Here is a 20580-nt window from a genome sequence, read left to right as displayed (position 1 = left end):
GACGCATGTCGTCGTCGCCTCGTCCCGTCCTGGTCGCGGTCGCGGCCGCTGCCCTGGGGGCCGGGCTGCTGGCGCCCGCCAGCGGGTCCGCGCACGCGCCTGCGGTGAGCGGCCGGCACCAGGAGACCCGGACGGCGGCGTCGGTGTATCGGGAGATGAGCCTGGCCCAGCGGGTCGGGCAGCTGTTCATGGTCGGCACCCCCGCGGACCGGGTCGACCGCCGTACCCGCGCCCAGATCCATCGCTTCCACGTCGGCAACGTGATGCTGACCGGCCGCAGCTATGACGGGGTCCGCGCGCCGGCCCGGGTGTCCCGGGCGATGCGCGGCGAGGTCGACGGGAGGTCGACCGCCGGCGTCCGGCTCTTCGTCGCGACCGACCAGGAGGGCGGCCAGGTCCGGGTGTTGCAGGGGCCCGGCTTCTCCGACATCCCCTCGGCCCTGGAGCAGGGCACCTGGCAGCCGCGCCGGCTGCGTGGCGCCGCGAAGTTGTGGGCCGGGCAGCTGCGCCGGGCCGGCGTGAACCTCGACCTGGCGCCGGTGATGGACACCGTTCCCAGCCGGCGGGCGGCTCGGCACAACCCGCCGATCGGCCGCTACGACCGCGAGTTCGGCTTCACGACCAAGGTCGTCGCCCGGCACGGGGTGGCGTTCCTCAACGGCATGGCCGACGGCGGCGTCGTACCGACGGCGAAGCACTTCCCCGGCCTGGGCCGGGTCCACGCGAACCCCGACACCCACGCCGGCGTCACCGACCGGGTCACGACCCGGCACGACGCCTACCTGCGGCCGTTCGGGGCGGCGATCGACGCGGGCGTCCCGATCGTGATGATGTCGACGGCGTACTACGAGCACCTCGACCCGCGGAACCCCGCGGCGTTCTCACCGTTCGTGGTCGGCACCATGCTGCGCGGCGACCTCGGGTTCCGCGGCGTGGTCATCTCCGACGACCTGGCCCGGGCCCGGCAGGTCGCGGGCTTCAGCCCGGCCGGCCGGGCACTGCGGTTCATCGGCGCGGGTGGCGACATCGTGCTCAGCGTCGATGCCGACCCGGTGGGGGAGATGTACCGCGCGGTCCTCGAGCGCGCCCGGACCAGCGAGCGGTTCCGCGCCAAGGTCGACGCGGCGGTGCTGCGGGTGCTGCGCGCCAAGCAGGACCGGCACCTGCTGTGAGCGGGCCGCGCGCGTCCACCCGTAGTTGAAGGCTCACCTAAGGTGGAGGGATGGGCGACGACTCGCGCACCGGCAGGGGCAGGTACCTCACGTCCGGCGACTTCGACCGGGACATGACCTACATCCCCGACCGGATCACCAAGGACGGGCGCCGGCCCGAGCACGGCCCCGTGCAGGGCGGGCTGTGGCCGGTCGAGCCGGGGCGCTACCGGCTGGTGGCGGCCAAGGCCTGCCCGTGGGCGACCCGGTCGATCATCGTGCGCCAGCTGCTGGGGCTCGAGGACGTGATCTCGATGGGTCTGTGCGGGCCGACCCACGACGAGCGCAGCTGGACCTTCGATCTCGACCCCGGCGGCCGCGACCCGGTGCTCGGCATCGAGCGGCTCCAGGAGGCCTACTTCGCGCGCTACCCCGACTACCCGCGCGGCATCACCGTGCCCGCCGTCGTGGACGTGCCGACGGGTGCGGTCGTCACCAACGACTTCCCCTGGATCACCCACGACCTGTTCTTCGAGTGGCGCGACCACCACCGCCCGGACGCACCCGACCTGTGGCCCGACGACCTCCGCGAGGAGATGGACCAGGTGATGCAGCGGATCTTCACCGAGGTCAACAACGGCGTGTACCGGTGCGGGTTCGCCGGCACCCAGGAGGCCTACGATGCGGCCTACGATCGGCTGTGGACGGCGCTGGACTGGCTCGAGGAGCGACTCGCGGACCGGCGCTACCTGATGGGCGACCGGCTCACCGAGGCCGACGTACGCCTGTTCACCACGCTGGCCCGCTTCGACGCCGTCTATCACGGGCACTTCAAGTGCAACCGCAACAAGCTCGCCGAGATGCCGGTCCTGTGGGCCTACGCCCGCGACCTCTACCAGACCCCCGCGTTCGGCGAGAACACCGACTTCGACCAGATCAAGGCGCACTACTACGTGGTGCACGAGGACATCAATCCGTCGAAGGTCGTGCCGAAGGGCCCGGATCCGTCGGTCTGGCTGACCCCCCACGGCCGCGACCGGCTCTGAGGTAGCGCCGGCGGCGGTTTCCCCGGTTCACCGGGGAAGTTGGAACTGTTGGACCGAAGTTTCGGCCGGGAAGTTCCGGTTTCCCCGGTTCACCGGGGAAACCGACCTGCCCTCAGTGCCTCCGGATGAAGCCGTGGACGCGCGGGGTGCCGTGCTTCCAGCGCAGGTGTGCGGCGTACATGACCCGACGGGCATAGGGCCGCTCGGCCCGACCGAGGACGAACCGCGGTGGGCACGGCCGGCGGCCCTTGCCGCAGGTCCAGCCGTGGAAGTACAGGACCGGGTTCTTGCGGCCGGCGGTGAGGACGTCGGCACCGCCGGGCCCGCAGATCCGGGTGTTGGTACGCCGCAGCAGCGGGTGCGGCTCGGACCGGCCCCAGCGGAACAGGTTCTTCGAGCGACGCCAGGTGGTCTCGTAGCCGCAGCTGCCGAAGTAGCCCTCGGAGGTGAACAGCACCAGGTGCCGCTTGCGCCGGACCAGGACCGGGTTCTCGATGGTGTGCTGGCTGCGCAGCAGCACCCGCGAGTGGGCGCGGTGGCCGCGGTGTCGGCCGTCGCGGGTGAGTCGGAGCAGCCGGATCGACGTCGGGTTGCCCTGGGTCTTGAACAGCAGGTAGCGACCGCCGTTGCTGCGCACGAACCCGGACGGGTCGATGGCCCCGCGCTGGGGGCACACCAGGGGCCGGCGGCCGACCGGTCGGAACGCATCGAGGGGGTGCCGCGCGGTCGCGACCCCGATGCAGCGGCGGGTCTTGCCGTGCGCGACGGCCGAGTAGTAGAGCAGCCAGCCGGTGCGCGAGCGAACCAGCTCGGAGGCCCAGATCTGCGGTGAGCGCACCCAGTGCGGCAGCTTCTTCGGCAGCGCCCGGCTCACCGGGTGCCACGGACCGCGCGGCGAGCTGGACACCGCCCGCGGCGCCCGGAACCCGGTCGAGATCGCCAGGTAGCCGCCCGCGATCGAGACCACCGATGGGTCCGCGAACCCCTCCCGGTGCAGCACCGGCGTCACCCGCTGCGCCGGCGGCCGGAGCCGCACCGCCGACGCGTCCGGCATCAGCTCGACCGTCAGCGCCGTCGTCAGCAGCGCGGCCAGCACCATCGTCAGGGCGGCCGCAGCCGCCCGTCTTCCCCACCCCATGCGTCCCACCAAACGTCTCGTGCCTGCCGTGCCGCGACAGGATCACCTGGGCATCGGCGCCGCGCACGAGAATCTGCGGAGTTGGCACAATGCGGCCATGGGGCACGACGACGACCACGCGGCCGGGCGTGCGGAGGACCGCGGCCGGCTGCGCGTGGTGCTCGCGGTCACCGTCGTCGTGATGGCGGTCGAGGTGGTGGGCGCGCTGCTCACCGGCTCGCTCGCGCTGCTCGCGGACGCCGGGCACATGGCCACCGACGCCGCGGCCGTGGTGCTCGCGCTGGGGGCGTCGTACGTCGCGTCCCGGGGCGGTGGGCCGCGGTCCACGTTCGGCCTGCACCGCGCCGAGATCCTGGCCGCGCTGGTGAACGCGCTCGCGCTCCTGGTGGTCTGCGGCTACCTCGCCTGGGCCGGCATCTCCCGGCTCGCCGACCCGGTGTCGGTGGACGCCGGGCCGATGGTCGCGTTCGCGGCGGTCGGCCTGGTCGCGAACGCGGTGTCGCTGGTGATCCTCAACCGCTCCGAGACCGGGTCGCTCAACCTGCGCGGCGCGGCCAACGAGGTGTTCGCCGACCTGGTCGGCTCGGTCCTCGCGGTGCTCGCCGGCGCGGTGATCTGGGTGTGGGGTCTTGACCGGGCGGACCCGATCGCGTCCCTGGTCATCGCGGCGCTGATCCTGCCGCGCTCGCTGGTGCTGCTCCGCGAGTCGGCCGCCATCCTGCTCGAGGTCGCGCCGCGCGGCCTCGACCTGGACGACGTACGCCGCCACCTGCTCGCGATGCCCGGCGTGCTCGACGTCCACGACCTGCACGCCTGGACCATCACCAGCGGGATGCCCAGCCTGTCGGCCCACGTGACCGTCACCGAGGAGGCGCTCGCCGAGCTCGGCGTCGGCGGCGTCCTGGACCGGCTCTCCGAGTGCACGGCCGAGCACTTCGACGTGCGGCACTCGACCTTCCAGGTCGAGCCGGTCACCCATCGCGAGCACGAGGACCTCGGCGAGGTCCACTGACGACGGGCGGGCGCCCGACGATTACCCCGGTTGATTGGCGGCGCCGACGATGGCACCGGTAGGTTGAACGTGCACGATTGTGTTCCGGGTCACAGGGCGCACCACCCCCGCGCCCCGCGTCCGGACCGGCTGACATCGGCACGCGGAGACCCCGTACCGCCGACGACTCGAAGGAGCGCACGTGACCCAGCAGGCAGCGGGAGGCAACCCCGCACACACGGCTGGCTTCGGCCCCGACCTCGCCGAGGTCTTCGGGCCCGCCCAGCAGGACGGCGGACCCGAGCTGGTCCAGCTGCTCACCCCCGAGGGAGAGCGGGTCGAGCACCCCGACTTCTCCTTCGATCTCGGCGACGACACCATCCTCGGCTTCTACCGCGACATGGTGCTGACCCGGCGCATCGACACCGAGGCGACCGCGCTGCAGCGGCACGGCGAGCTCGGCATCTGGGCCCAGCTGCTCGGCCAGGAGGCCGCGCAGATCGGCGCCGGCCGCGCGCTGCGCCCGCAGGACTTCGTGTTCCCGACCTACCGCGAGCACGGCGTCGCCTGGTGCCGCGGCATCGACCCGCTGGATCTGCTCGGCCTGTTCCGCGGCGTCGACCAGGGCTCGTGGGACCCGAAGGACAAGAACTTCGGCCTTTACACGATCGTGATCGGCGCCCAGACCCTGCACGCCACCGGCTACGCCATGGGCATGCAGCGCGACGGCGTCGTCGGCACCGGCGACCCCGACCGCGACGCCGCGGTGATCGCGCACTTCGGCGACGGCGCGTCCTCGCAGGGCGACGTCAACGAGTCGTTCGTCTTCGCCGCCTCCTACAACGCGCCGGTGGTGTTCTTCTGCCAGAACAACCAGTGGGCGATCTCCGAGCCGTTCGAGCGGCAGAGTCGGATCCCGCTCTACCAGCGGGCGCTCGGCTTCGGCTTCCCCGGCGTGCGCGTCGACGGCAACGACGTGCTCGCGACGTACGCCGTCACCCAGGCGGCGCTCGACCGGGCCCGCGACGGCCAGGGCCCGACGTTCGTGGAGGCGTACACCTACCGGATGGGCGCGCACACCACGACCGACGACCCGACCCGCTACCGGCTCTCCGACGACCTGGAGCGCTGGAAGCTCAAGGACCCGATCGCCCGCGTCGAGGCCTACCTGCGCCGCAACGGCATCGCCGACGACGCGTTCTTCGCCGGCGTCCAGGAGGAGGCCGCCGACCTCGGCGTCCGACTGCGCGAGGGCTGCCGGGCGCTGCCCGACCCCTCGCCGCTGAGCATCTTCGACCACGTCTACACAGAGCTCACCGAGGAGCTCGAGCAGCAGCGGGAGGCGTTCGCCGCCTACCTTGCCAGCTTCGATGGCGCGGACTTCGAGGGGGCGCACTGACATGACGCAGAAGATCACGTTGGCCAAGGGCCTCAACATGGGGCTGCGCAAGGCGATGGAGGACGACCCCAAGGTCCTGCTCATGGGCGAGGACGTCGGCAAGCTCGGCGGCGTCTTCCGGATCACCGACGGACTGCAGAAGGACTTCGGCGAGGACCGGGTGATCGACAGCCCGCTGGCCGAGTCCGGCATCGTCGGCACCGCCGTCGGGCTGGCGCTGCGCGGCTACCGGCCCGTCGTCGAGATCCAGTTCGACGGGTTCGTCTACCCGGCGTACGACCAGATCGTCTGCCAGGTCGCGAAGATGACCTTCCGCAGCCAGGGCAAGTCCCGGATGCCGATGGTGATCCGGATCCCGTTCGGCGGCGGCATCGGCGCGGTCGAGCACCACAGCGAGAGCCCGGAGGCGCAATTCGCGCACACGCCGGGGCTCAAGGTGGTCGCCTGTTCCAACCCCGTCGACGGCTACTGGATGATCCAGCAGGCGATCGCCTGCGACGACCCGGTGATCTTCCTCGAGCCCAAGCGGCAGTACCACGCCGACAAGGCCGACCTCGAGGAGACCGCCACCCCCGACCCGCTGTTCAGCTCCCGGGTGGTGCGGCGCGGCACCGACATCACGGTGCTCGCCTACGGCCCGACGGTGAAGACCGCGATGGCCGCAGCCGAGGCCGCCGCCACCGAGGGCCGCTCGCTCGAGGTGATCGACCTGCGCACGCTCTCGCCGCTGGACATGACGCCGGTCTACGAGTCCGTACGCCGCACCGGCCGCGTGGTCGTGACCCACGAGGCGCACGTCAACCTCGGCCTCGGGGCGGAGCTCGCGGCCCGGATCACCGAGCAGTGCTTCTACTCCCTGGAGGCACCGGTGCTGCGGGTCGGAGCCTTCGACACGCCGTACCCGGCGTCCCGGATCGAGGAGGACTACCTCCCCGACCTGGACCGGGTCCTGGACGCCGTCGACCGCTCGCTCGAGTTCTGAAGGAGGCCTGCGTGCCTGAGTACAAGCTGCCCGACCCGGGCGAGGGCCTGACCGAGGCCGAGATCGTCAAGTGGCACGTCGCCGTCGGCGACGTCGTCGAGATCAACCAGGTCGTCGTCGAGATCGAGACCGCGAAGTCGATCGTCGAGCTGCCCTCGCCGTACGCCGGTGAGGTGAGCGCGATCCTGGTCGCCGAGGGCGAGCTGGTCCCGGTCGGTACGCCGATCATCGCGATCGGCGACGACGTGGCCGCCGAGCCGGCGGCCGGTGCCGCTCCCGAGGCGCGCGCCGCGGCGCCGGTGGAGATCGACCTGTCCAACCCCGCCGCGTCCGGTGGCGGCGAGGGCGAGAGCCTGGTCGGGCGCAACAAGGCCGACCGGGGCCCGGTCCGCCGGGCCCGCAAGGTCACCTCCGGGGCGATGGCCGCGCACATGCAGGCGCAGGCCGCGTTCGAGACCGGCGGCGCGCCGATGGTGGAGGCCGACGAGGAGCCGGTGCCGGCCACCGCCGCGGCCCCGCTGGACGCTCCGGCGGCGGTGCGCACCCTGGCCAAGCCGCCGGTGCGCAAGCTCGCCAAGGACCTCGGCGTCGACCTCACCACGCTCACCCCGAGCGGGCCGAACGGGACCGTGTCGCGCGAGGACGTCGAGGCCGCGGCCGGCGGCGATGCCGTTCTCGGCGGTCGGGTAGCCGCCGGCGAACGAGGCGGCGAGTCGAGACCCGCTGAGCGGGAGTGGCGCGAGCCGATCAAGGGCGTGCGCAAGATGATGGGCCAGGCGATGGTCCAGTCGGCGTTCACGCTGCCGCACGTGACCGAGTGGGTCACCGTCGACGTCACCGCGACGATGGAGCTCGTCGAGCGGCTGAAGACGCGCCGGGAGTTCCGCGAGGTCCGGGTCTCACCGCTGCTGGTGCTTGCCCGCGCGGTGATGCTGGCGATGCGGCGCACACCGGAGATCAACTCGTGGTGGGACGACGCGGCGCACGAGGTCGTCTACAAGCGGTACGTGAACCTCGGCATCGCCGCGGCCACCCCGCGCGGGCTGGTCGTGCCGAACGTCAAGGACGCCGAGTCGATGACCCTCCTCGAGCTCGCCCAGGCGATCAACGCGGTGACCGCGACCGCCCGGGAGGGCAAGACCCAGCCCGCGGAGATGAGCGGCGGCACCTTCACGATCACGAACGTCGGCGTCTTCGGCGTCGACTCCGGCACGCCGATCATCAACCCCGGCGAGTCCGCGATCCTGGCGTTCGGCGCGGTGCGCAAGCAGCCCTGGGTGGTCGAGACCGACGGCCAGGACACCATCGTGCCGCGCCAGATCTGCACGCTGGCGCTGGCCTTCGACCACCGCCACATCGATGGGGAGAAGGGCTCGCGGTTCCTCGCCGACGTCGCCGAGATCATGGCCGATCCCGCCACCGCGCTGCTGTATTGAGTCGTGTGCCTGAGCACGCGCCATGGCGCGTGCTCAGGCACACGACCCGTCCGGGCTAGGCGCAGGCGCGCACCAGGGCGAGCACCAGGCTCTCGGTGACGGCGACCAGCTCGTCCACGTCCACCGCCTCGTGCGGGCCGTGGGCGAGCCGGACGTCGCCGGGACCGTAGTGGAGCGTGGGGACGCCGGCGGCAGCGTACAGCCGCAGGTCGCTGCCGTACGGCGCCCCGCGCTCGCGTGGCCGCGGCCCCCGGGTGACGTCGGCGTGCGCGGTGGCGACCAGGTCGAGCAGCGCACCGCTCCCCTCGGCGTACTGGCCGCTGGCGAACTGGCCTCCGGTCCACGCGATCGTGGGCGCGTGGTCGCGCAGCCACAGGTCCGCGCACGCGGCCTCGGCGATCGCCTCCTCGAGCTCGGCCCGCGCGTCGTCGGGGTCCTCGCCCAGCGCCACGCCCAGCCGGCCCTCGGCGACCAGCAGGTCCGGGACGGTGCTGGCCCAGTCGCCGCAGGCGACCTTGCCGATCGAGAGCGGGTAGGCGAGCGGGTACTCCGCCATCAGCGGGTGGGCGTCGCGGTTGCGGCGCGCCTCGAGCTCGCCGAGCGCCGCGTGCAGCGGCCAGAACTTCTCCAGGGCGCTGACGCCGGCATACGACGTGCTCGCGTGGGTGGCGGCCCCCGGGACCCGGAGCTCGAAGGTCAGGGCGCCGGCGTTCGCGGTGGTGATCGTGCCGCTGGTGGGCTCGGTGATGATGCAGGCCCGGCCCCGGTGGCCACGCTCGAGGGTGGCGAAGGCGCCGAGCCCGCCGTCCTCCTCGCCGACCACCAGCTGCACGGCGTACGGCTTGGTCAGCTCGATCCCGGCGGCGCGCACCGCGCGGACGGCGGCGACGTTGGCGACCACGCCGGCCTTCATGTCGCAGGTGCCGCGGCCGTGCACCCGACGGCCGGTGACGGTCCCGCCGAACGGGTCCGCGCCCCACGCGCCGAGGTCGCCCGGCGGCACCACGTCGACGTGGCCCTGGAGGACGAGCTCGGGCTCGCCGGGGCCGCTGGCGGCCACCAGTCCCCAGCTCTCGGTGCGCGGCGCCTCCCAGCCAGGGAAGGCCGGGTCGGCGGTGAGCCGGTCCAGGTCGAGCTGCCACAGGTCGACGTCGAGGCCGAGCCCGCCCAGCTGCTTGGCGAGCCGGTGCTGGATGTCGCACTCGGCGTCGCTGCCGCTGATGCTGGGGACCGAGACGAGCTCCACGAGGTCGCGGACCAGCTCGCGCTCGTCGACGAAGGCGAGCGCGCGCAGCTCACGGTCGTTGAGATCGCGATAGGGCATGGGCGGAACGGTAATCACTGGTAGACCTCCCCTGTGGCAGAACGCGAGATCACGGCCCCGGTCGACCTCTGCCTGCCCGGCGGGCGACTGAACCCGGACGCGGTCGGCTGGTCGCGCCGGCCCCTGCACCGGGCGAACCTGCGTGGCTGGGGCCGCGCGAAGCGCTGGGAGTACTGGGGGATCGTCACGCCGCGGCTCTGCCTCGGGGTGGTCGCCTCCTCGCTCGACTACGCCGGGGTCTGCTCGGTGTGGGTGCTCGACCGCGCGACCGGGCGGACCTGGTCGCGCGACGAGGTGCCGCCGCTGGCCCGCGGCGTGTCCCTGCCCCCGGGCGTCGGCGGCCGCACCCTGGTCGAGGCCGGGCGGCTGCGGATCGAGCTGGCCGACGCCCCGGGCGGTGCCTCGGGGACCGTGGTGCGGGCGAGCGCGCCGGGGATCGAGGTCGACCTGGTCGTCGGGGCCGGCGGCGAGTGCGTCGGCGTGGTGGTGCCGTGGAGCGCGCGCCGCTTCCAGTACACCGTCAAGGACGTCGCCCGGCCCGTCACCGGCCGGGTCGTGCTCGAAGGGACGCCGTACGACGTGCACGCGGGGTGGGCGGTCCTCGACCACGGCCGCGGCAAGTGGCCCTACGCGATCACCTGGAACTGGGCGGCCGGCTCCTCGGAGCGGGTCGGCATCACGCTCGGTGGCCAGTGGACCGACGGCACCGGGTCGACCGAGAACGCACTGTTCGTCGACGGCCGCGCGCACAAGATCGGCGAGCAGCTGACCTGGGAGTACGACCGCTCGGACTGGCGGCGGCCCTGGCGGATCCACGGGCCGCGGGTCGACGCGACGCTCGAGCCGTTCCACGAGCGGGTCGACCGGACCAACCTCGGAGTCGTCGCCAACCAGACCCACCAGTGCTTCGGCCACTGGTCGGGATGGGCGAGCACCGACGGGGGTGAGCGGGTGTCGCTCGACGGGCTGGTCGGGTGGGCCGAGGAGGCGCGCAACCGCTGGTGACCCGAGGTCGGTCCGGGGTGCTCAGCGCCCGGCCGCGTCCAGCGCCTCGGCGGTGAGGGTCCGGCCGAGCTCGATCATCTCCGCCGCGCGGTGGAACTCCAGCGACCGGGCCGCGCCGACCGGCACCGTGACCAGCACGTCCGGGGGGAGTCCGGCCATCCGGTAGCGGGTGATCAGGCCCTGCATCGCATCCATCGACAGTCCGACGACGTCGGAGAGCCGGACCTGCTCCAGCAGCGTGGGCGGCTCCGGCTCCGGCTCCGGCTCCGCGCTCCGGCCGACGGTACGGCGTACCCGCTCGACGAGCTCCTCGCGCCAGGTCGGTGCCGCGGGCTCGCGCGCCGGGGTGGCCCGCTCGTGCGCGGTCCGGGCGCCCTGGAGCGAGATCGCGATCGTCAGCTCGGCCACCGAGACCGCGGTGGGCTCGATCGGGACCGGGTTCATCAGCCCACCGTCGGCCAGCAGGCGACCGTTCATCTCCACCGGCGTGATCACCCCCGGGATCGCGGTCGAGGCGCGGATCGCGGACACCAGCGGACCGCGTTGGAACCACACCTCGCGGCGGGCGTGCAGGTCGGTCGCCACCGCGGTGAACGGGATCGGCAGGGCCTCGATCTGCTGCTCTCCGAGCAGCCGCTCGACCTCGGCGAAGAACCGGCCGGCGGCGATGGCGCCGGGCGCCGACCACTTCGGGTCGAGGAGCCGGAGCAGGTCGCGCTGGGTCAGCGACCGCGCCCACTCGGCGTACGGCTCGAGCCGGTCGGCGGCGGCCAGGCCACCGACCAGGGCCCCCATGGACGAGCCGGCGATCGCGACGATCTCGTGCCCGCGGGCGCGGATCTCCTCGATCGCGCCGATGTGGGCGTAGCCACGGGCCCCGCCGGAGCCGAGGGCGAGGGCCACACGCATGACTCCGAGGGTACGGCCCTGCTACGGCTCGATCGGGCCGACCTCCCAGCCGGACGGGGAGACGGGGTGCAGCATCGCATCGGTGCCGCCGTCGACGAACAGCACCGCGCCGACGATGTTGGCGGCTCCCTCGGAGAGCAGGAAGCAGATCGCCGCGGCCACCTCCTCGGGCCGACCGGTCCGGCCGATCGCGGTGGGGTAGGCGTCGACCGCCGACCCGAGCAGCGGGTCGGACCGCATCTGGTCGACCATCGGGGTCTCGGTGGCTCCGGGGGCCACGGAGTTGAGCCGGATCCCCGCGCCGGCCCACTCCGGCTTGACGCCCTCGCGGCGGGCCCACCAGGCCAGCGCCGCCTTGGTGGCGGGGTAGACCAGCACCGAGTCGACCCGGCCGGCCTCCTCGCGGGCGGTCGGCTCGTCGTCGCGCAGGCAGGCCTGGGCGACCGGCGCGTTCCAGCCGGGCATGCCGGTGATCGAGTTCGAGGCCAGCAGCACCACGCCCGCCCCGCCGTCCCGCGCGCCGGCGGTGAGCTCGGTGTGCAGCCCGGTCACCAGTGCGATCGCGCCGAAGAAGTTCACCGACACCACGAGCTGCGAGTCGACGCCGGTGCGCCCGGCGATCCCCGCGGCCGGCACCAGCCCGTGCACCCGGTCGGTCAGCGCCCGCACCCCGGCGACCGCCTCGGCCCGCCCGGCCGGGGTCGACACGTCCGCGGTCACGTCCACGCCGTCCGCCGCGACCCGGTCCACCCCGATCACCCGGTGCCCCTGCTCGCGCAGCATCCCGGCCGTGGCCGCCCCGATCCCCGATGCGGCCCCGCTCACGGCGTACGTCCTCACGACCCGGACTGTAACGCGTTCTACCGACCGCCGCGTTCGCTGTAACGCCCGTTTACCTCTTGTTCCCGGGGTGTTGCAGCACAGGGGGAAGAAAGGGTAAACGGGCGTTACAGCTGGGTGGGGCGGGTCAGGCGTAGCGACGGGCCCGCTCCGCGGGGGTGCCCGGGCCGGCGTCGAGGAGGGCGGCCAGCTCGTGCTCGAGGACGGCGCCGACCCGGCGGCAGAACGCCTCGGGCTCGTCGGCGGCGTCGGGGAGCTCGGCGACGATCCGGTCGACGATGCCGAGCCGGCGCAGGTCGAGGGCGCGGACCTGCTGGCTGCGCGCCATCTCGGGGGCGTGGTCGAGGTCGCGGTGGACGATCGCGCTGGCGCCCTCCGGCGGGAGCGGCGAGAGCCAGGCGTGCTGCGCGGCGATCACCCGGTCGGCCGGCAGGAACGCCAGCGCGCCGCCGCCGTTGCCCTCGCCGAGCATCAGGCACAGCGTCGGCGCGGTGACCGTGATCAGCTCGTTGAGGCAGCGCGCGATCTCGCCGGCCATGCCGCCGTTCTCGGCCTCCGCGGAGAGCGCCGCCCCCCGGGTGTCGATGACCGTGAGCAGCGGCAGGCCCAGGTCCGAGGCCAGCCGCATCCCGCGCTGCGCCTCGCGGAGCGCCTCGGGCCCCATCGGGTGCTCGGCGGTCTGGCCGCGCCGGTCCTGCCCGAGGAACACGCACGGCGCCTGCCCGAACCGCACCAGCGCGATCAGCAGCCCCGGGTCCTGCTCGCCCTGACCGGTGCCGTTGAGCGGGATCACGTCGCTGGCGGCGTACTTGAGCAGCCGCCGCACGCCCGGCCGGTCCGGGCGCCGGGAGCGGGTGACCGCGTCCCAGGTCTCCACCTCCGGCAGCGGGGTGAGCGGCACCGGCGCCGGCACCGGCTGGATGCCGTGCCGCGGTGCGAGCAGGATCTCCAGCGCCCGGTCCAGGATCCCAGCGATCTCCTCGGGCGGTACGACGGCGTCGATGATGCCGTGGGCGTACAGGTTCTCCGAGGTCTGGATGCCGGGCGGGAACGGCTTGCCGTACAGCGCCTCGTAGACCCGCGGCCCGAGGAACCCGACGAGCGCACCGGGCTCGGCGACCGTCACGTGCCCGAGCGAGCCCCAGGAGGCCATCACGCCACCGGTCGTGGGGTGGCGCAGGTAGACGAGGTAGGGCAGGCCGGCCGCCTTGTGCGCCGCGACCGCCTCGGTGATCCGCACCATCTGCACGAACGCCGGGGTGCCTTCCTGCATCCGGGTCCCGCCGCTGACCGGGCCCGCGAGCAGCGGCAGTCCCTCCCGGGTCGCGCGCTCGATCGAGCCGACCAGCCGGTCCGCCGCCGCGCGCCCGATCGAGCCGGCGAGGAAGGCGAACTCGCCCATCAGCACGGCCACCCGGCGCCCGCGCATCCGGCCCTCGCCGGTCAGGACCGACTCGTCGGCGCCGCTCTTGTCGAACGCCGCGTCCAGGGCGGCGGCGTACTCCGGGGAGACGCCGGTGCGGTCCGGCGGGGTGTCCCAGGACACCCAGGACCCCTCGTCGAGGACCAGGTCGATCAGCTCGGCGGCCGAGAGGCGAGCGGGGCGCGGCGCGGTCGTCATCCTCCGAGGCTAGTGCGCGGCTGCGCGCGCGCGGACGTCATCTCTTGCCGTTCCTGGCGTCCCGGCTTGGCAGGAGCTGCGGCTCGCCGATCACCCGCGCGCGTGCCAGGCGGCGAGCACCTCGGCCTCCCGGGCGCGGCTGATCCCGGTGCGGGCCGCGTCCGGCGCCGACCGCAGCCAGGCGAGCGTGTCCCGAGCGGTGTCCTCGAGCGGGCGCAGCACCAGCCCGGCGGCGTACGACGGGGCCGGGTCGTGGGCGCACATCCCGTCGTACTCGGGCCGCGGCAGCCACAGCGGCAAGGCGTCCGGCCCCGCCCACGGCTGCACGCCTTGCTCGGTGAGGACCTCCTGCGGCACCCAGGTCAGCCGCACGTCGGCCCCGCACCCCGCCGCCACGCGCCCCAGCACGTCTCCCATCGCCAGCACCTCGCCGACCCCGTCGTAGTCGCCGGTGGTCCGCGCCTGCGCCGCCGCGACGATCCACCGCGCGAGGTCGCGCACGTCGATCACCTGGGTCCGGTCGCCGGCCGCTCCGGGCGCGAGCACCTCCTCGCCGGGCCCGGCGTCACCCAGCCGCTCCGGCCAGTAGCCGAACCGTCCGGTCGGGTCGCCCGGACCGACGATCAGGCCCGGCCGCACGACCAGCCACGAGCGGGCGCCGGCCCGCACGGCCTCCTCGCAGGCGACCTTCATCGGCCCGTAGGCGTCCGGGTCCGCGCCCGGGTCGACGTCCTCGTGGATCGGCTCGCGCAGCGGCAGCGTGCCGGGCCGCCCGCCCGGCGTCGACTCGTCGGCGTACACGCTCACCGTGGACACGAACACGTGGTGGGCGTCCGGCCAGGCGGCCACGGCCGCCCGGACCCACGACGGGCGCCGCGCCACGTCCACCGCCACGTCGTACGCCGTCCCCGCGAGCCCGGCCGGCACCGGCTCGCTGCGGTCCCACACGGCGAGCGCCGCGCCGTCGGGCACCCGCCCCGACGTGCCCCGGTTGGCGCACGTCACGTCGTGGCCGCGGGCGACCGCCTCGGCGGCGACCGCCCGGGAGAGGAACACCGACCCACCCAGCACGAGGAGCTTCACGGACGCCACCGTGGCGGCCCCCGGCGTCTGCGGCAAGGCGGTTCTGCCCAGGGCAGAGGTCAGCCGCGGTCCGGGGTGGTCGCGCCGAGCAGCCAGTCGTCGAAGAACCCGGACAGGTCCACGCCGGACTGCGCGGACCACCAGGACGTGATGTCGGCGTAGTCGGCGTTGCCGTCCGCGTGCTCGCCCGGCCACGCGCGCACCAGCGCCCAGAACTCCTCGTCGCCGAGCCGCTGGCGCAGCTCGTCCCACATCAGCGCCGGGCCGTAGTAGACGTTCGAGGAGCCGAAGAACGCCGGGTCGTAGTCGGCGGGCGGCCCGGCCTTGGCCCGCTCGTCGTCCTCGAACGTGGCCCAGTAGTCGATCACGTCGGTGACCGTGACGCCCTGGTCCTCGGCCATCCACGCGCCCTGGAGATAGGTCGCCATGCCCTCGCTCATCCACACGTCGCGCCAGTCGACCGGCGTGACCAGGTCGCCGTACCACTGGTGGGCGATCTCGTGGACCAGGACCTCCGGCGACGTGGCGTAGGTGGTGTCGCCGAGCGTGATCATGGTCTGCGTCTCCATGCCGCTCTTCGAGTCGACGACCAGGATCCCGAGGGTGTCGAACGGGTAGGGCCCGAGCCGGTCCTCGAGCCAGGCGAGCGCCTCCGGGGCCCGCCGGACCCGCTGCAGGAGGTCGGGCCGGTCCGCCGGCGTCCAGTAGCTGATCGGGACCCCCGACTGCGACTCGTCGGTCGTCTCGGTGAGGTCGCCGAACGCGACCGTGACGAGGTACGACGAGGCCGGGGCGTCCAGCCGCCACCGGGTCACCGTGTCGCCGCGGGCCCGCTCGCGGGAGAGCAGCTCGCCGTTCGCGACGCCGACGAACGGGGCCGGCACGCGCAGCGTGAAGTCGTAGAGGGCCTTGTCCGACGGCTGGTCGTTGACGGCGTACCACGAGTAGGCGCCGTACGGCTCCTGCATGGTCCACGCCCCGCCGTCGTCGGTGACCGTCCAGCCGGTCTCGCTGAAGTCCTTGCGCTGCACCGGCGCCGGCACCGGCCCCGGCCGGCCGGTGTACTCGATCACCAGCGTGTGCCGGCTGTCCCGGGTGACCGGCGCGTCGACGACCAGGTCCTTGCCGCGGTGCCGGTACGCCGCGTCCGCGCCGTCGAGCATGAGCCCGGTGACCTCGAGCGGCCCGGCGAGGTCGAGCTGGAGGTGGTCGGCGTCCGTCGTGGCCCGCAGCTCGACGGTCTCCGTCCCGTCCAGGGTGCGGCGGTCCGGGTCCCACGTCAGGCGCAGGTCGTAGTGCAGTGCGTCGACCCCGGGGTCCCCGACGTCGGGGTAGACCCGGTCCTCGACGGGGGTGCTGTAGCCCTGGGCCGCGTCGCGCCCGCCCTCGGCGGGATCGGAGGAGGTCGACGAGGTCGGCGCGGGCGAGGCCTGCGCCGAGGGGGTGGGCGGCTGGTCGTCCTCCGACGTGCAGCCGGCCACGAGCGCCGCGGCCAGCAGCCCCGACGCGAGCAGGGTGGCCGTCCTCCTCCTTCGCTGCTCCGCAGCTCTCCTCATTCGCTGCTTCGCAGCTCCCCTCATACGCTGCCCCGCAGCTCTCCTCATTCGCTGCTTCGCAGCTCCCCTCATACGCTGCCCCGCAGCAGTGCTCATTCGCTGCTCCGCAGCAGGGGCCGCGCCAGCCGGCGGCCGTGGTGGATCTGCGCCTTGACGGTGCCCAGGGGGGCGCCGACCTGCTGGGCGATCTCCTCGTAGGACAGGCCGTAGACGTCGCGCAGCAGCAGCGGCTCGACGAACTGGGGGTGGTCCTTCTCGAGAATCTCCATCGCCTCGAGCAGGTCGAGGCGGGTGCCGGCGATGACGCTGGTGGTCCGCGGGTCCGGCCGGTCCAGCGGGCCGTGGTCGAGCGGGTCGGCGGCGGTGGCCTGGTTCTTCAGGCGGCGGTACGTCGAGCGCGCGGAGTTGACTGCGACCACGTGCATCCAGGTGGTGAACCGGCCGCGCCCGCCCCACGAGCCGATCTTGCCGGCGATGTTGATCAGCGCCTCCTGGCAGGCGTCCTCGGCGTCGGGCAGGTGCGGGAGCACGCCCCGGCACACGTTGAGGGCGCGCGGCCGGACCGCGGCCAGCAGCGCCTCGAGCGCGTCCCGCTCGCCCGCCTGGGCGCGCCGGGCGAGCTCGTCGATCTCGTCCGGCGTCAGTGCCTCGCTCGTCACGCAGATCACCCTTCCCCGTCGCCTGCACGATAGTCAGGACGGGGAAGGGTGATCGATCGCGTTACTTCACCTCGGACCGGAGGACCGCCCGGAGCCCGATCGCGAGCGGCAGGACCAGCCAGACCAGGCCGGTGACGCCGAACTGTGCCCAGTTCTCCGCGGTCATGCCGGACATCTCGGTCAGCGACCCTTGCGTGTAGTTGAAGTCGATCCACGGCTGGATCCGCTCGAACCAGTCCTGGCTGGCCGAGAGCACCTGGGTGATCGTGCCGAGCACGAAGGAGTACACGAAGTAGCCGACGATCGCGCCCGCCGAGTTGCGGAACAGCACGCCGAGCATGAAGCCGATCAGCATGTTGACGATCTGGAAGAGGAGCAGGCCGACGAGGTCGGCGGCCGGGACGTCCCAGACCGGGTCGATGCCGACGACGGCGGCGCCCAGCAGGTTGCCGAGCGCCCCGATGCCCAGGGCGAGCAGCATCGAGACGACACCGACGGTCACCGCGACGGTGAGCTTCGCGTTGACCACCCGGCCGCGGTGGGGGACGAGCGTGAACGACGTGAGGCCGGTGCGCTGGCTCCACTCGCTGGTGACGGAGAGGACCGCGATCATCGGCAGGATGATGGCCATCGGCACGCCGATCGCGGTGCCGAAGGTCATGTAGGTGATCTCGCTGTCCGGCGCGAACAGGATCGTGGCGGCGGTCGCGAGCGTGGCGAGGATGCCGACGCTGGCCAGCATCCAGAACCCGGACCGGGTGTCGAAGGACTTGCGTGCCTCCACCGCGATCAGCCGCGACATCGGGATCGGGGCCGGGACCGCGCGCTCGACGCGCACGGGAGCGTGCTCGTGCTCGTGCTCGAGGGTCAGGGTGGTCATGCTGCTGCTCCTTCGGAGATCTCGTCGCGCTGGGTGTCTGCGGTGAGCTCGAGGAACATCTCCTCCAGCCCGGCGCCGTCGCCGGCGCGCAGCTCGGTCAGGGGGACGCCGGCGGCCAGCGCGAGCCGGCCGACGAGGTCGGGGTCGGCCTCGACGCGCAGCGCGTCGGCGGTCCGGGTGAACTCGACGTCGGCGGACACGAGCGCCCGGGCGAGCGTCGGCAGGTCGGGGGTGCGCACCAGCGTGCCGGCTGCTGCGAGCAGCTCGGCCTTGGTGCCCTGGGCCACGATCCGGCCCTGGCCGATCACGACCAGGTCGTCGGCGATCACCTCGATCTCGTGGAGCAGGTGCGAGGAGAGCAGCACGGTGCCGCCCTGGTCGGCGTAGCCGCGCAGCAGGTCGCGCATCCACCGGATGCCGGCCGGGTCGAGACCGTTGGCGGGCTCGTCGAGGATCAGCACCTCGGGGTCGCCGAGCAGGGCGGTGGCGATGCCGAGCCGCTGGCGCATGCCGAGGGAGTAGTTGCGCACCCGGCGGCCGGCCTCGTCCGGGGTCAGGCTGACCAGGTCGAGCAGCTCGTCGACCCGGCGGGCCGGCAGCCCCATGGTGCGCTGGGCGATGGTGAGGATCTCCCGGCCGGTCCGGCCGGCGTGCTGCGCGGAGGCGTCGAGGAGGACGCCGACCTCGAGGCCCGGGTTCGGCAGGTCGGCGAACCGGCGGCCGCTGACCTGCGCCGTGCCGGACGTGGCGGGGGTCAGCCCGACCATGATCCGCATGGTGGTGGACTTGCCGGCGCCGTTCGGGCCGAGGAAGCCGGTGACGCGCCCGGAGCGCGCCGTGAAGGTGACGTCGTCCACGGCGGTGAAGCCGCCGTACGTCTTGGTCAGGGACTCGACTGTGATCATGGCTCCAGCCTGCTGGCCGCGGGCCGGGCCCGACATCGGGGAAGCGGCACCCCGCGCCCCTGAGCCGACCCCGAAAAGGTCTCAGGGTCCGACCCCGGGCTTTGACATGATGCGGGGATGCCCATGCCCTCCCGTCTCGGCCGGTACGCCGTGCGCCGGCGGATCGGATCGGGTGGCTTCGCGACCGTCTGGTTGGCCTACGACGAGCAGCTCGACTCCCCGGTCGCGATCAAGGTGCTCGCCGACAACTGGACCGAGGACCAGGCGGTCCGGCAGCGCTTCCTCGAGGAGGGCCGGTTCCTGCGCAAGGTGGAGTCGCCGTACGTCGTCAGCGTCTACGACGCGGGCGAGCTCGAGGACGGGCGGCCCTACCTGGTGATGTCGTACGCCGACCAGGGCACCCTGGCCGACCGGCTCGAGGTGCTCGGGCTGACCCCGGGGCAGGCGCTGGAGGTGGTCCGCCAGGTCGGGGCCGGGCTCCAGGCGCTGCACGTGCGCGGTGTGCTGCACCGCGACGTCAAGCCCGCGAACGTGCTGTTCCGGACCGTCGAGGAGGGCGGCCGCAGCGAGGTCCGCGCGATGGTGGCCGACCTCGGGCTCGGCAAGGCGCTGGACATGTCCTCGCGGCTGACGATGATCGCGGGCACGCCGTCGTTCGTCGCGCCCGAGCAGGCGCAGGGGGAGCCGCTGGACGCGCGCGCCGACCAGTACTCCCTGGCCGCGCTGACCTACCTGATGCTCTGCGGCCGGGCGCCGTACTCCCACGCCTCGCTGGCGGCCGCCGCGGCGCCCTGCGCGCCGCCGGCGCTGTCGACCCCGGAGCGGCCGTTCCCGGACGCGGTCGAGGCGGTCGTGCGCCGCGGCCTCGCGGCCGATCGCGAGGACCGGTGGCCGGACGTGGCGGCGTACGTCGAGGCGCTCGCGGCCGCCCTCGGCGCCGACGCGGACGCCGACCCCAGCGGGCCGTGGCTGCCGCTCGACCCCGACCTGACCCGGCCCGGTGCGCGCCCGAGCCCGCTGCCGCCGTCGCGCCCGCTGGCCGACCCGGTGCCGCCGCGGCGGACCGGCCGCCGGGTGCTCGCCGCGATCGTGGGCCTGGTGGCGCTCGCGGCGGGGGCGGGGGTCGGCTACGCGGTCGAGCAGCACGGCGACGCCGAGGTCAGCCTCACCGACCGCACCGGCACGCTCTCGGTCATCGTGCCGAGCGACTGGGACCGGGCCCGGTCCACCCGGATGTGGCAGGCCCCTGGCGGCGGCGGGGAGTTCCCTGCGCTCTCGGTGGGCAGCTCCGCCGACTGGACCGATGCCGGGAGCACCGCCCAGGGGGTCTTCCTCGGCATCCTGCCCGGCGACGAGCTGCCCGAGCAGGTGCCGCAGCACCCGGAGTGTGGCACCGCCGACGACCCGGTCGACGACACCATCGACGACAACCCCACCCGCACCGTCGTCTACACGCGCTGCCCCGGAGGGGTCACCGTCGAGCGGGTCGTCCAGCTCGCCTCGAACCGGTTGCTGTGGGTGCAGGTCCGCAGCGCCGACCGGGCCACCGCCACCGCCGTCCTCGACGACGTCGAGGCCCACGGGTACTAGGCGGTCCGGGCCGGGGTCGGTTTCCCCGGTGAACCGGGGAAACCGGAACTGTTGACCCGAAACTT

General features: G+C 73.7%; 18 protein-coding genes. 8 read left to right on the top strand and 10 right to left on the bottom strand.

The window, feature by feature from the left end; genetic code table 11:
• The first annotated feature begins 5 nt into the window (after nucleotides 1–5).
• Both NOCA_RS24310 and NOCA_RS24305 read left to right on the top strand, forming a co-directional pair.
• A complete protein-coding gene (locus NOCA_RS24310) occupies nucleotides 6–1172 on the top strand; it encodes a glycoside hydrolase family 3 N-terminal domain-containing protein (RefSeq protein ID WP_011757939.1) in 1167 nt (388 codons plus the stop codon).
• Between the two features lie 50 nt (nucleotides 1173–1222).
• Nucleotides 1223–2197, top strand: a complete 975-nt coding sequence (locus NOCA_RS24305; protein WP_011757938.1) for a glutathione S-transferase family protein — start codon at nucleotides 1223–1225, stop codon at nucleotides 2195–2197.
• A gap of 112 nt (nucleotides 2198–2309) precedes the next feature.
• Here NOCA_RS24305 and NOCA_RS24300 read toward each other — a convergent pair whose 3' ends face one another.
• On the bottom strand, nucleotides 2310–3335 hold the full coding sequence (locus tag NOCA_RS24300; protein ID WP_011757937.1) for a glycoside hydrolase family 43 protein: 1026 nt from the start codon (nucleotides 3333–3335) through the stop codon (nucleotides 2310–2312).
• 97 nt (nucleotides 3336–3432) lie between these two features.
• Between NOCA_RS24300 and NOCA_RS24295 the strand changes: the two genes are divergently transcribed.
• The 4 genes from NOCA_RS24295 (at nucleotide 3433) to NOCA_RS24280 (ending at nucleotide 8143) form a co-directional block, all read left to right on the top strand.
• The gene (locus NOCA_RS24295) at nucleotides 3433–4347 is read left to right on the top strand and encodes a cation diffusion facilitator family transporter (protein WP_049774480.1); all 915 of its coding nucleotides are present in this window, start codon (nucleotides 3433–3435) and stop codon (nucleotides 4345–4347) included.
• A 181-nt stretch (nucleotides 4348–4528) separates the two neighbouring features.
• On the top strand, nucleotides 4529–5725 hold the full coding sequence (gene pdhA / locus NOCA_RS24290) for a pyruvate dehydrogenase (acetyl-transferring) E1 component subunit alpha (RefSeq protein ID WP_011757935.1): 1197 nt from the start codon (nucleotides 4529–4531) through the stop codon (nucleotides 5723–5725).
• 1 nt (nucleotide 5726) lies between these two features.
• Nucleotides 5727–6707: an alpha-ketoacid dehydrogenase subunit beta gene (locus NOCA_RS24285; RefSeq protein ID WP_011757934.1), complete on the top strand. Its 981-nt coding sequence runs from the start codon at nucleotides 5727–5729 to the stop codon at nucleotides 6705–6707.
• 11 nt (nucleotides 6708–6718) lie between these two features.
• Complete coding sequence (locus NOCA_RS24280; RefSeq protein ID WP_011757933.1) at nucleotides 6719–8143, top strand: dihydrolipoamide acetyltransferase family protein; 1425 nt, start codon at nucleotides 6719–6721, stop codon at nucleotides 8141–8143.
• A 55-nt stretch (nucleotides 8144–8198) separates the two neighbouring features.
• Here the strand turns inward: NOCA_RS24280 and NOCA_RS24275 are convergent, their stop codons facing one another.
• On the bottom strand, nucleotides 8199–9467 hold the full coding sequence (locus NOCA_RS24275) for an ArgE/DapE family deacylase (protein WP_041546927.1): 1269 nt from the start codon (nucleotides 9465–9467) through the stop codon (nucleotides 8199–8201).
• Between the two features lie 33 nt (nucleotides 9468–9500).
• Here NOCA_RS24275 and NOCA_RS24270 point away from each other — a divergent pair, with 33 nt between their 5' ends.
• Nucleotides 9501–10472 carry a DUF2804 domain-containing protein gene (locus NOCA_RS24270; RefSeq protein WP_011757931.1) on the top strand — a complete coding sequence of 324 codons (972 nt, stop codon included), beginning with the start codon at nucleotides 9501–9503 and terminating at the stop codon, nucleotides 10470–10472.
• Between the two features lie 21 nt (nucleotides 10473–10493).
• Here NOCA_RS24270 and NOCA_RS24265 read toward each other — a convergent pair whose 3' ends face one another.
• The 8 genes from NOCA_RS24265 to NOCA_RS24230 all read right to left on the bottom strand — a co-directional run bounded on the left by NOCA_RS24265 (nucleotide 10494) and on the right by NOCA_RS24230 (nucleotide 18925).
• A complete protein-coding gene (locus NOCA_RS24265; RefSeq protein WP_041546925.1) occupies nucleotides 10494–11381 on the bottom strand; it encodes a patatin-like phospholipase family protein in 888 nt (295 codons plus the stop codon).
• A 21-nt stretch (nucleotides 11382–11402) separates the two neighbouring features.
• The gene (locus tag NOCA_RS24260) at nucleotides 11403–12221 is read right to left on the bottom strand and encodes an SDR family oxidoreductase (RefSeq protein ID WP_041546922.1); all 819 of its coding nucleotides are present in this window, start codon (nucleotides 12219–12221) and stop codon (nucleotides 11403–11405) included.
• Between the two features lie 127 nt (nucleotides 12222–12348).
• On the bottom strand, nucleotides 12349–13842 hold the full coding sequence (locus NOCA_RS24255) for a carboxyl transferase domain-containing protein (RefSeq protein ID WP_011757928.1): 1494 nt from the start codon (nucleotides 13840–13842) through the stop codon (nucleotides 12349–12351).
• A 90-nt stretch (nucleotides 13843–13932) separates the two neighbouring features.
• Complete coding sequence (locus tag NOCA_RS24250) at nucleotides 13933–14925, bottom strand: NAD-dependent epimerase/dehydratase family protein (RefSeq protein ID WP_011757927.1); 993 nt, start codon at nucleotides 14923–14925, stop codon at nucleotides 13933–13935.
• A 59-nt stretch (nucleotides 14926–14984) separates the two neighbouring features.
• Entirely contained in the window at nucleotides 14985–16481 is a 1497-nt protein-coding gene (locus NOCA_RS24245) for a M1 family metallopeptidase (RefSeq protein WP_140404133.1), read from the bottom strand.
• A gap of 92 nt (nucleotides 16482–16573) precedes the next feature.
• Nucleotides 16574–17140, bottom strand: a complete 567-nt coding sequence (locus tag NOCA_RS24240) for an RNA polymerase sigma factor (RefSeq protein WP_011757925.1) — start codon at nucleotides 17138–17140, stop codon at nucleotides 16574–16576.
• Nucleotides 17141–17201: 61 nt separating this feature from the next.
• Nucleotides 17202–18020 (bottom strand): ABC transporter permease, encoded by an 819-nt coding sequence (locus NOCA_RS24235; RefSeq protein WP_011757924.1) that lies wholly within the window; start codon nucleotides 18018–18020, stop codon nucleotides 17202–17204.
• The gene (locus NOCA_RS24230; RefSeq protein ID WP_041546920.1) at nucleotides 18017–18925 is read right to left on the bottom strand and encodes an ABC transporter ATP-binding protein; all 909 of its coding nucleotides are present in this window, start codon (nucleotides 18923–18925) and stop codon (nucleotides 18017–18019) included. The genes NOCA_RS24235 and NOCA_RS24230 overlap by 4 nt, the downstream gene beginning before the upstream one ends.
• Before the next feature lie 117 nt (nucleotides 18926–19042).
• Here NOCA_RS24230 and NOCA_RS24225 point away from each other — a divergent pair, with 117 nt between their 5' ends.
• Nucleotides 19043–20515, top strand: coding sequence for a serine/threonine-protein kinase (locus tag NOCA_RS24225; protein WP_041546918.1), 1473 nt, complete (start codon nucleotides 19043–19045; stop codon nucleotides 20513–20515).
• Nucleotides 20516–20580: the final 65 nt, after the last annotated feature.

The organism is Nocardioides sp. JS614, assembly GCF_000015265.1.
Lineage (GTDB): Bacteria > Actinomycetota > Actinomycetes > Propionibacteriales > Nocardioidaceae > Nocardioides.
This window is presented reverse-complemented; position numbering and strand designations above follow the sequence as displayed.

Excerpts from the sequence above, each read along its gene's own strand:
- NOCA_RS24285 (WP_011757934.1), top strand. The coding sequence starts at position 5,727 with ATGACGCAGAAGATCACGTTGGCCAAGGGCCTCAACATGGGGCTGCGC.
- NOCA_RS24230 (WP_041546920.1), bottom strand. The coding sequence starts at position 18,925 with ATGATCACAGTCGAGTCCCTGACCAAGACGTACGGCGGCTTCACCGCC.
- NOCA_RS24310 (WP_011757939.1), top strand. The coding sequence starts at position 6 with ATGTCGTCGTCGCCTCGTCCCGTCCTGGTCGCGGTCGCGGCCGCTGCC.
- NOCA_RS24275 (WP_041546927.1), bottom strand. The coding sequence starts at position 9,467 with ATGCCCTATCGCGATCTCAACGACCGTGAGCTGCGCGCGCTCGCCTTC.
- NOCA_RS24245 (WP_140404133.1), bottom strand. The coding sequence starts at position 16,481 with ATGAGGAGAGCTGCGGAGCAGCGAAGGAGGAGGACGGCCACCCTGCTC.
- NOCA_RS24235 (WP_011757924.1), bottom strand. The coding sequence starts at position 18,020 with ATGACCACCCTGACCCTCGAGCACGAGCACGAGCACGCTCCCGTGCGC.
- NOCA_RS24255 (WP_011757928.1), bottom strand. The coding sequence starts at position 13,842 with ATGACGACCGCGCCGCGCCCCGCTCGCCTCTCGGCCGCCGAGCTGATC.
- NOCA_RS24305 (WP_011757938.1), top strand. The coding sequence starts at position 1,223 with ATGGGCGACGACTCGCGCACCGGCAGGGGCAGGTACCTCACGTCCGGC.
- NOCA_RS24265 (WP_041546925.1), bottom strand. The coding sequence starts at position 11,381 with ATGCGTGTGGCCCTCGCCCTCGGCTCCGGCGGGGCCCGTGGCTACGCC.
- NOCA_RS24300 (WP_011757937.1), bottom strand. The coding sequence starts at position 3,335 with ATGGGGTGGGGAAGACGGGCGGCTGCGGCCGCCCTGACGATGGTGCTG.
- NOCA_RS24295 (WP_049774480.1), top strand. The coding sequence starts at position 3,433 with ATGGGGCACGACGACGACCACGCGGCCGGGCGTGCGGAGGACCGCGGC.
- NOCA_RS24225 (WP_041546918.1), top strand. The coding sequence starts at position 19,043 with ATGCCCATGCCCTCCCGTCTCGGCCGGTACGCCGTGCGCCGGCGGATC.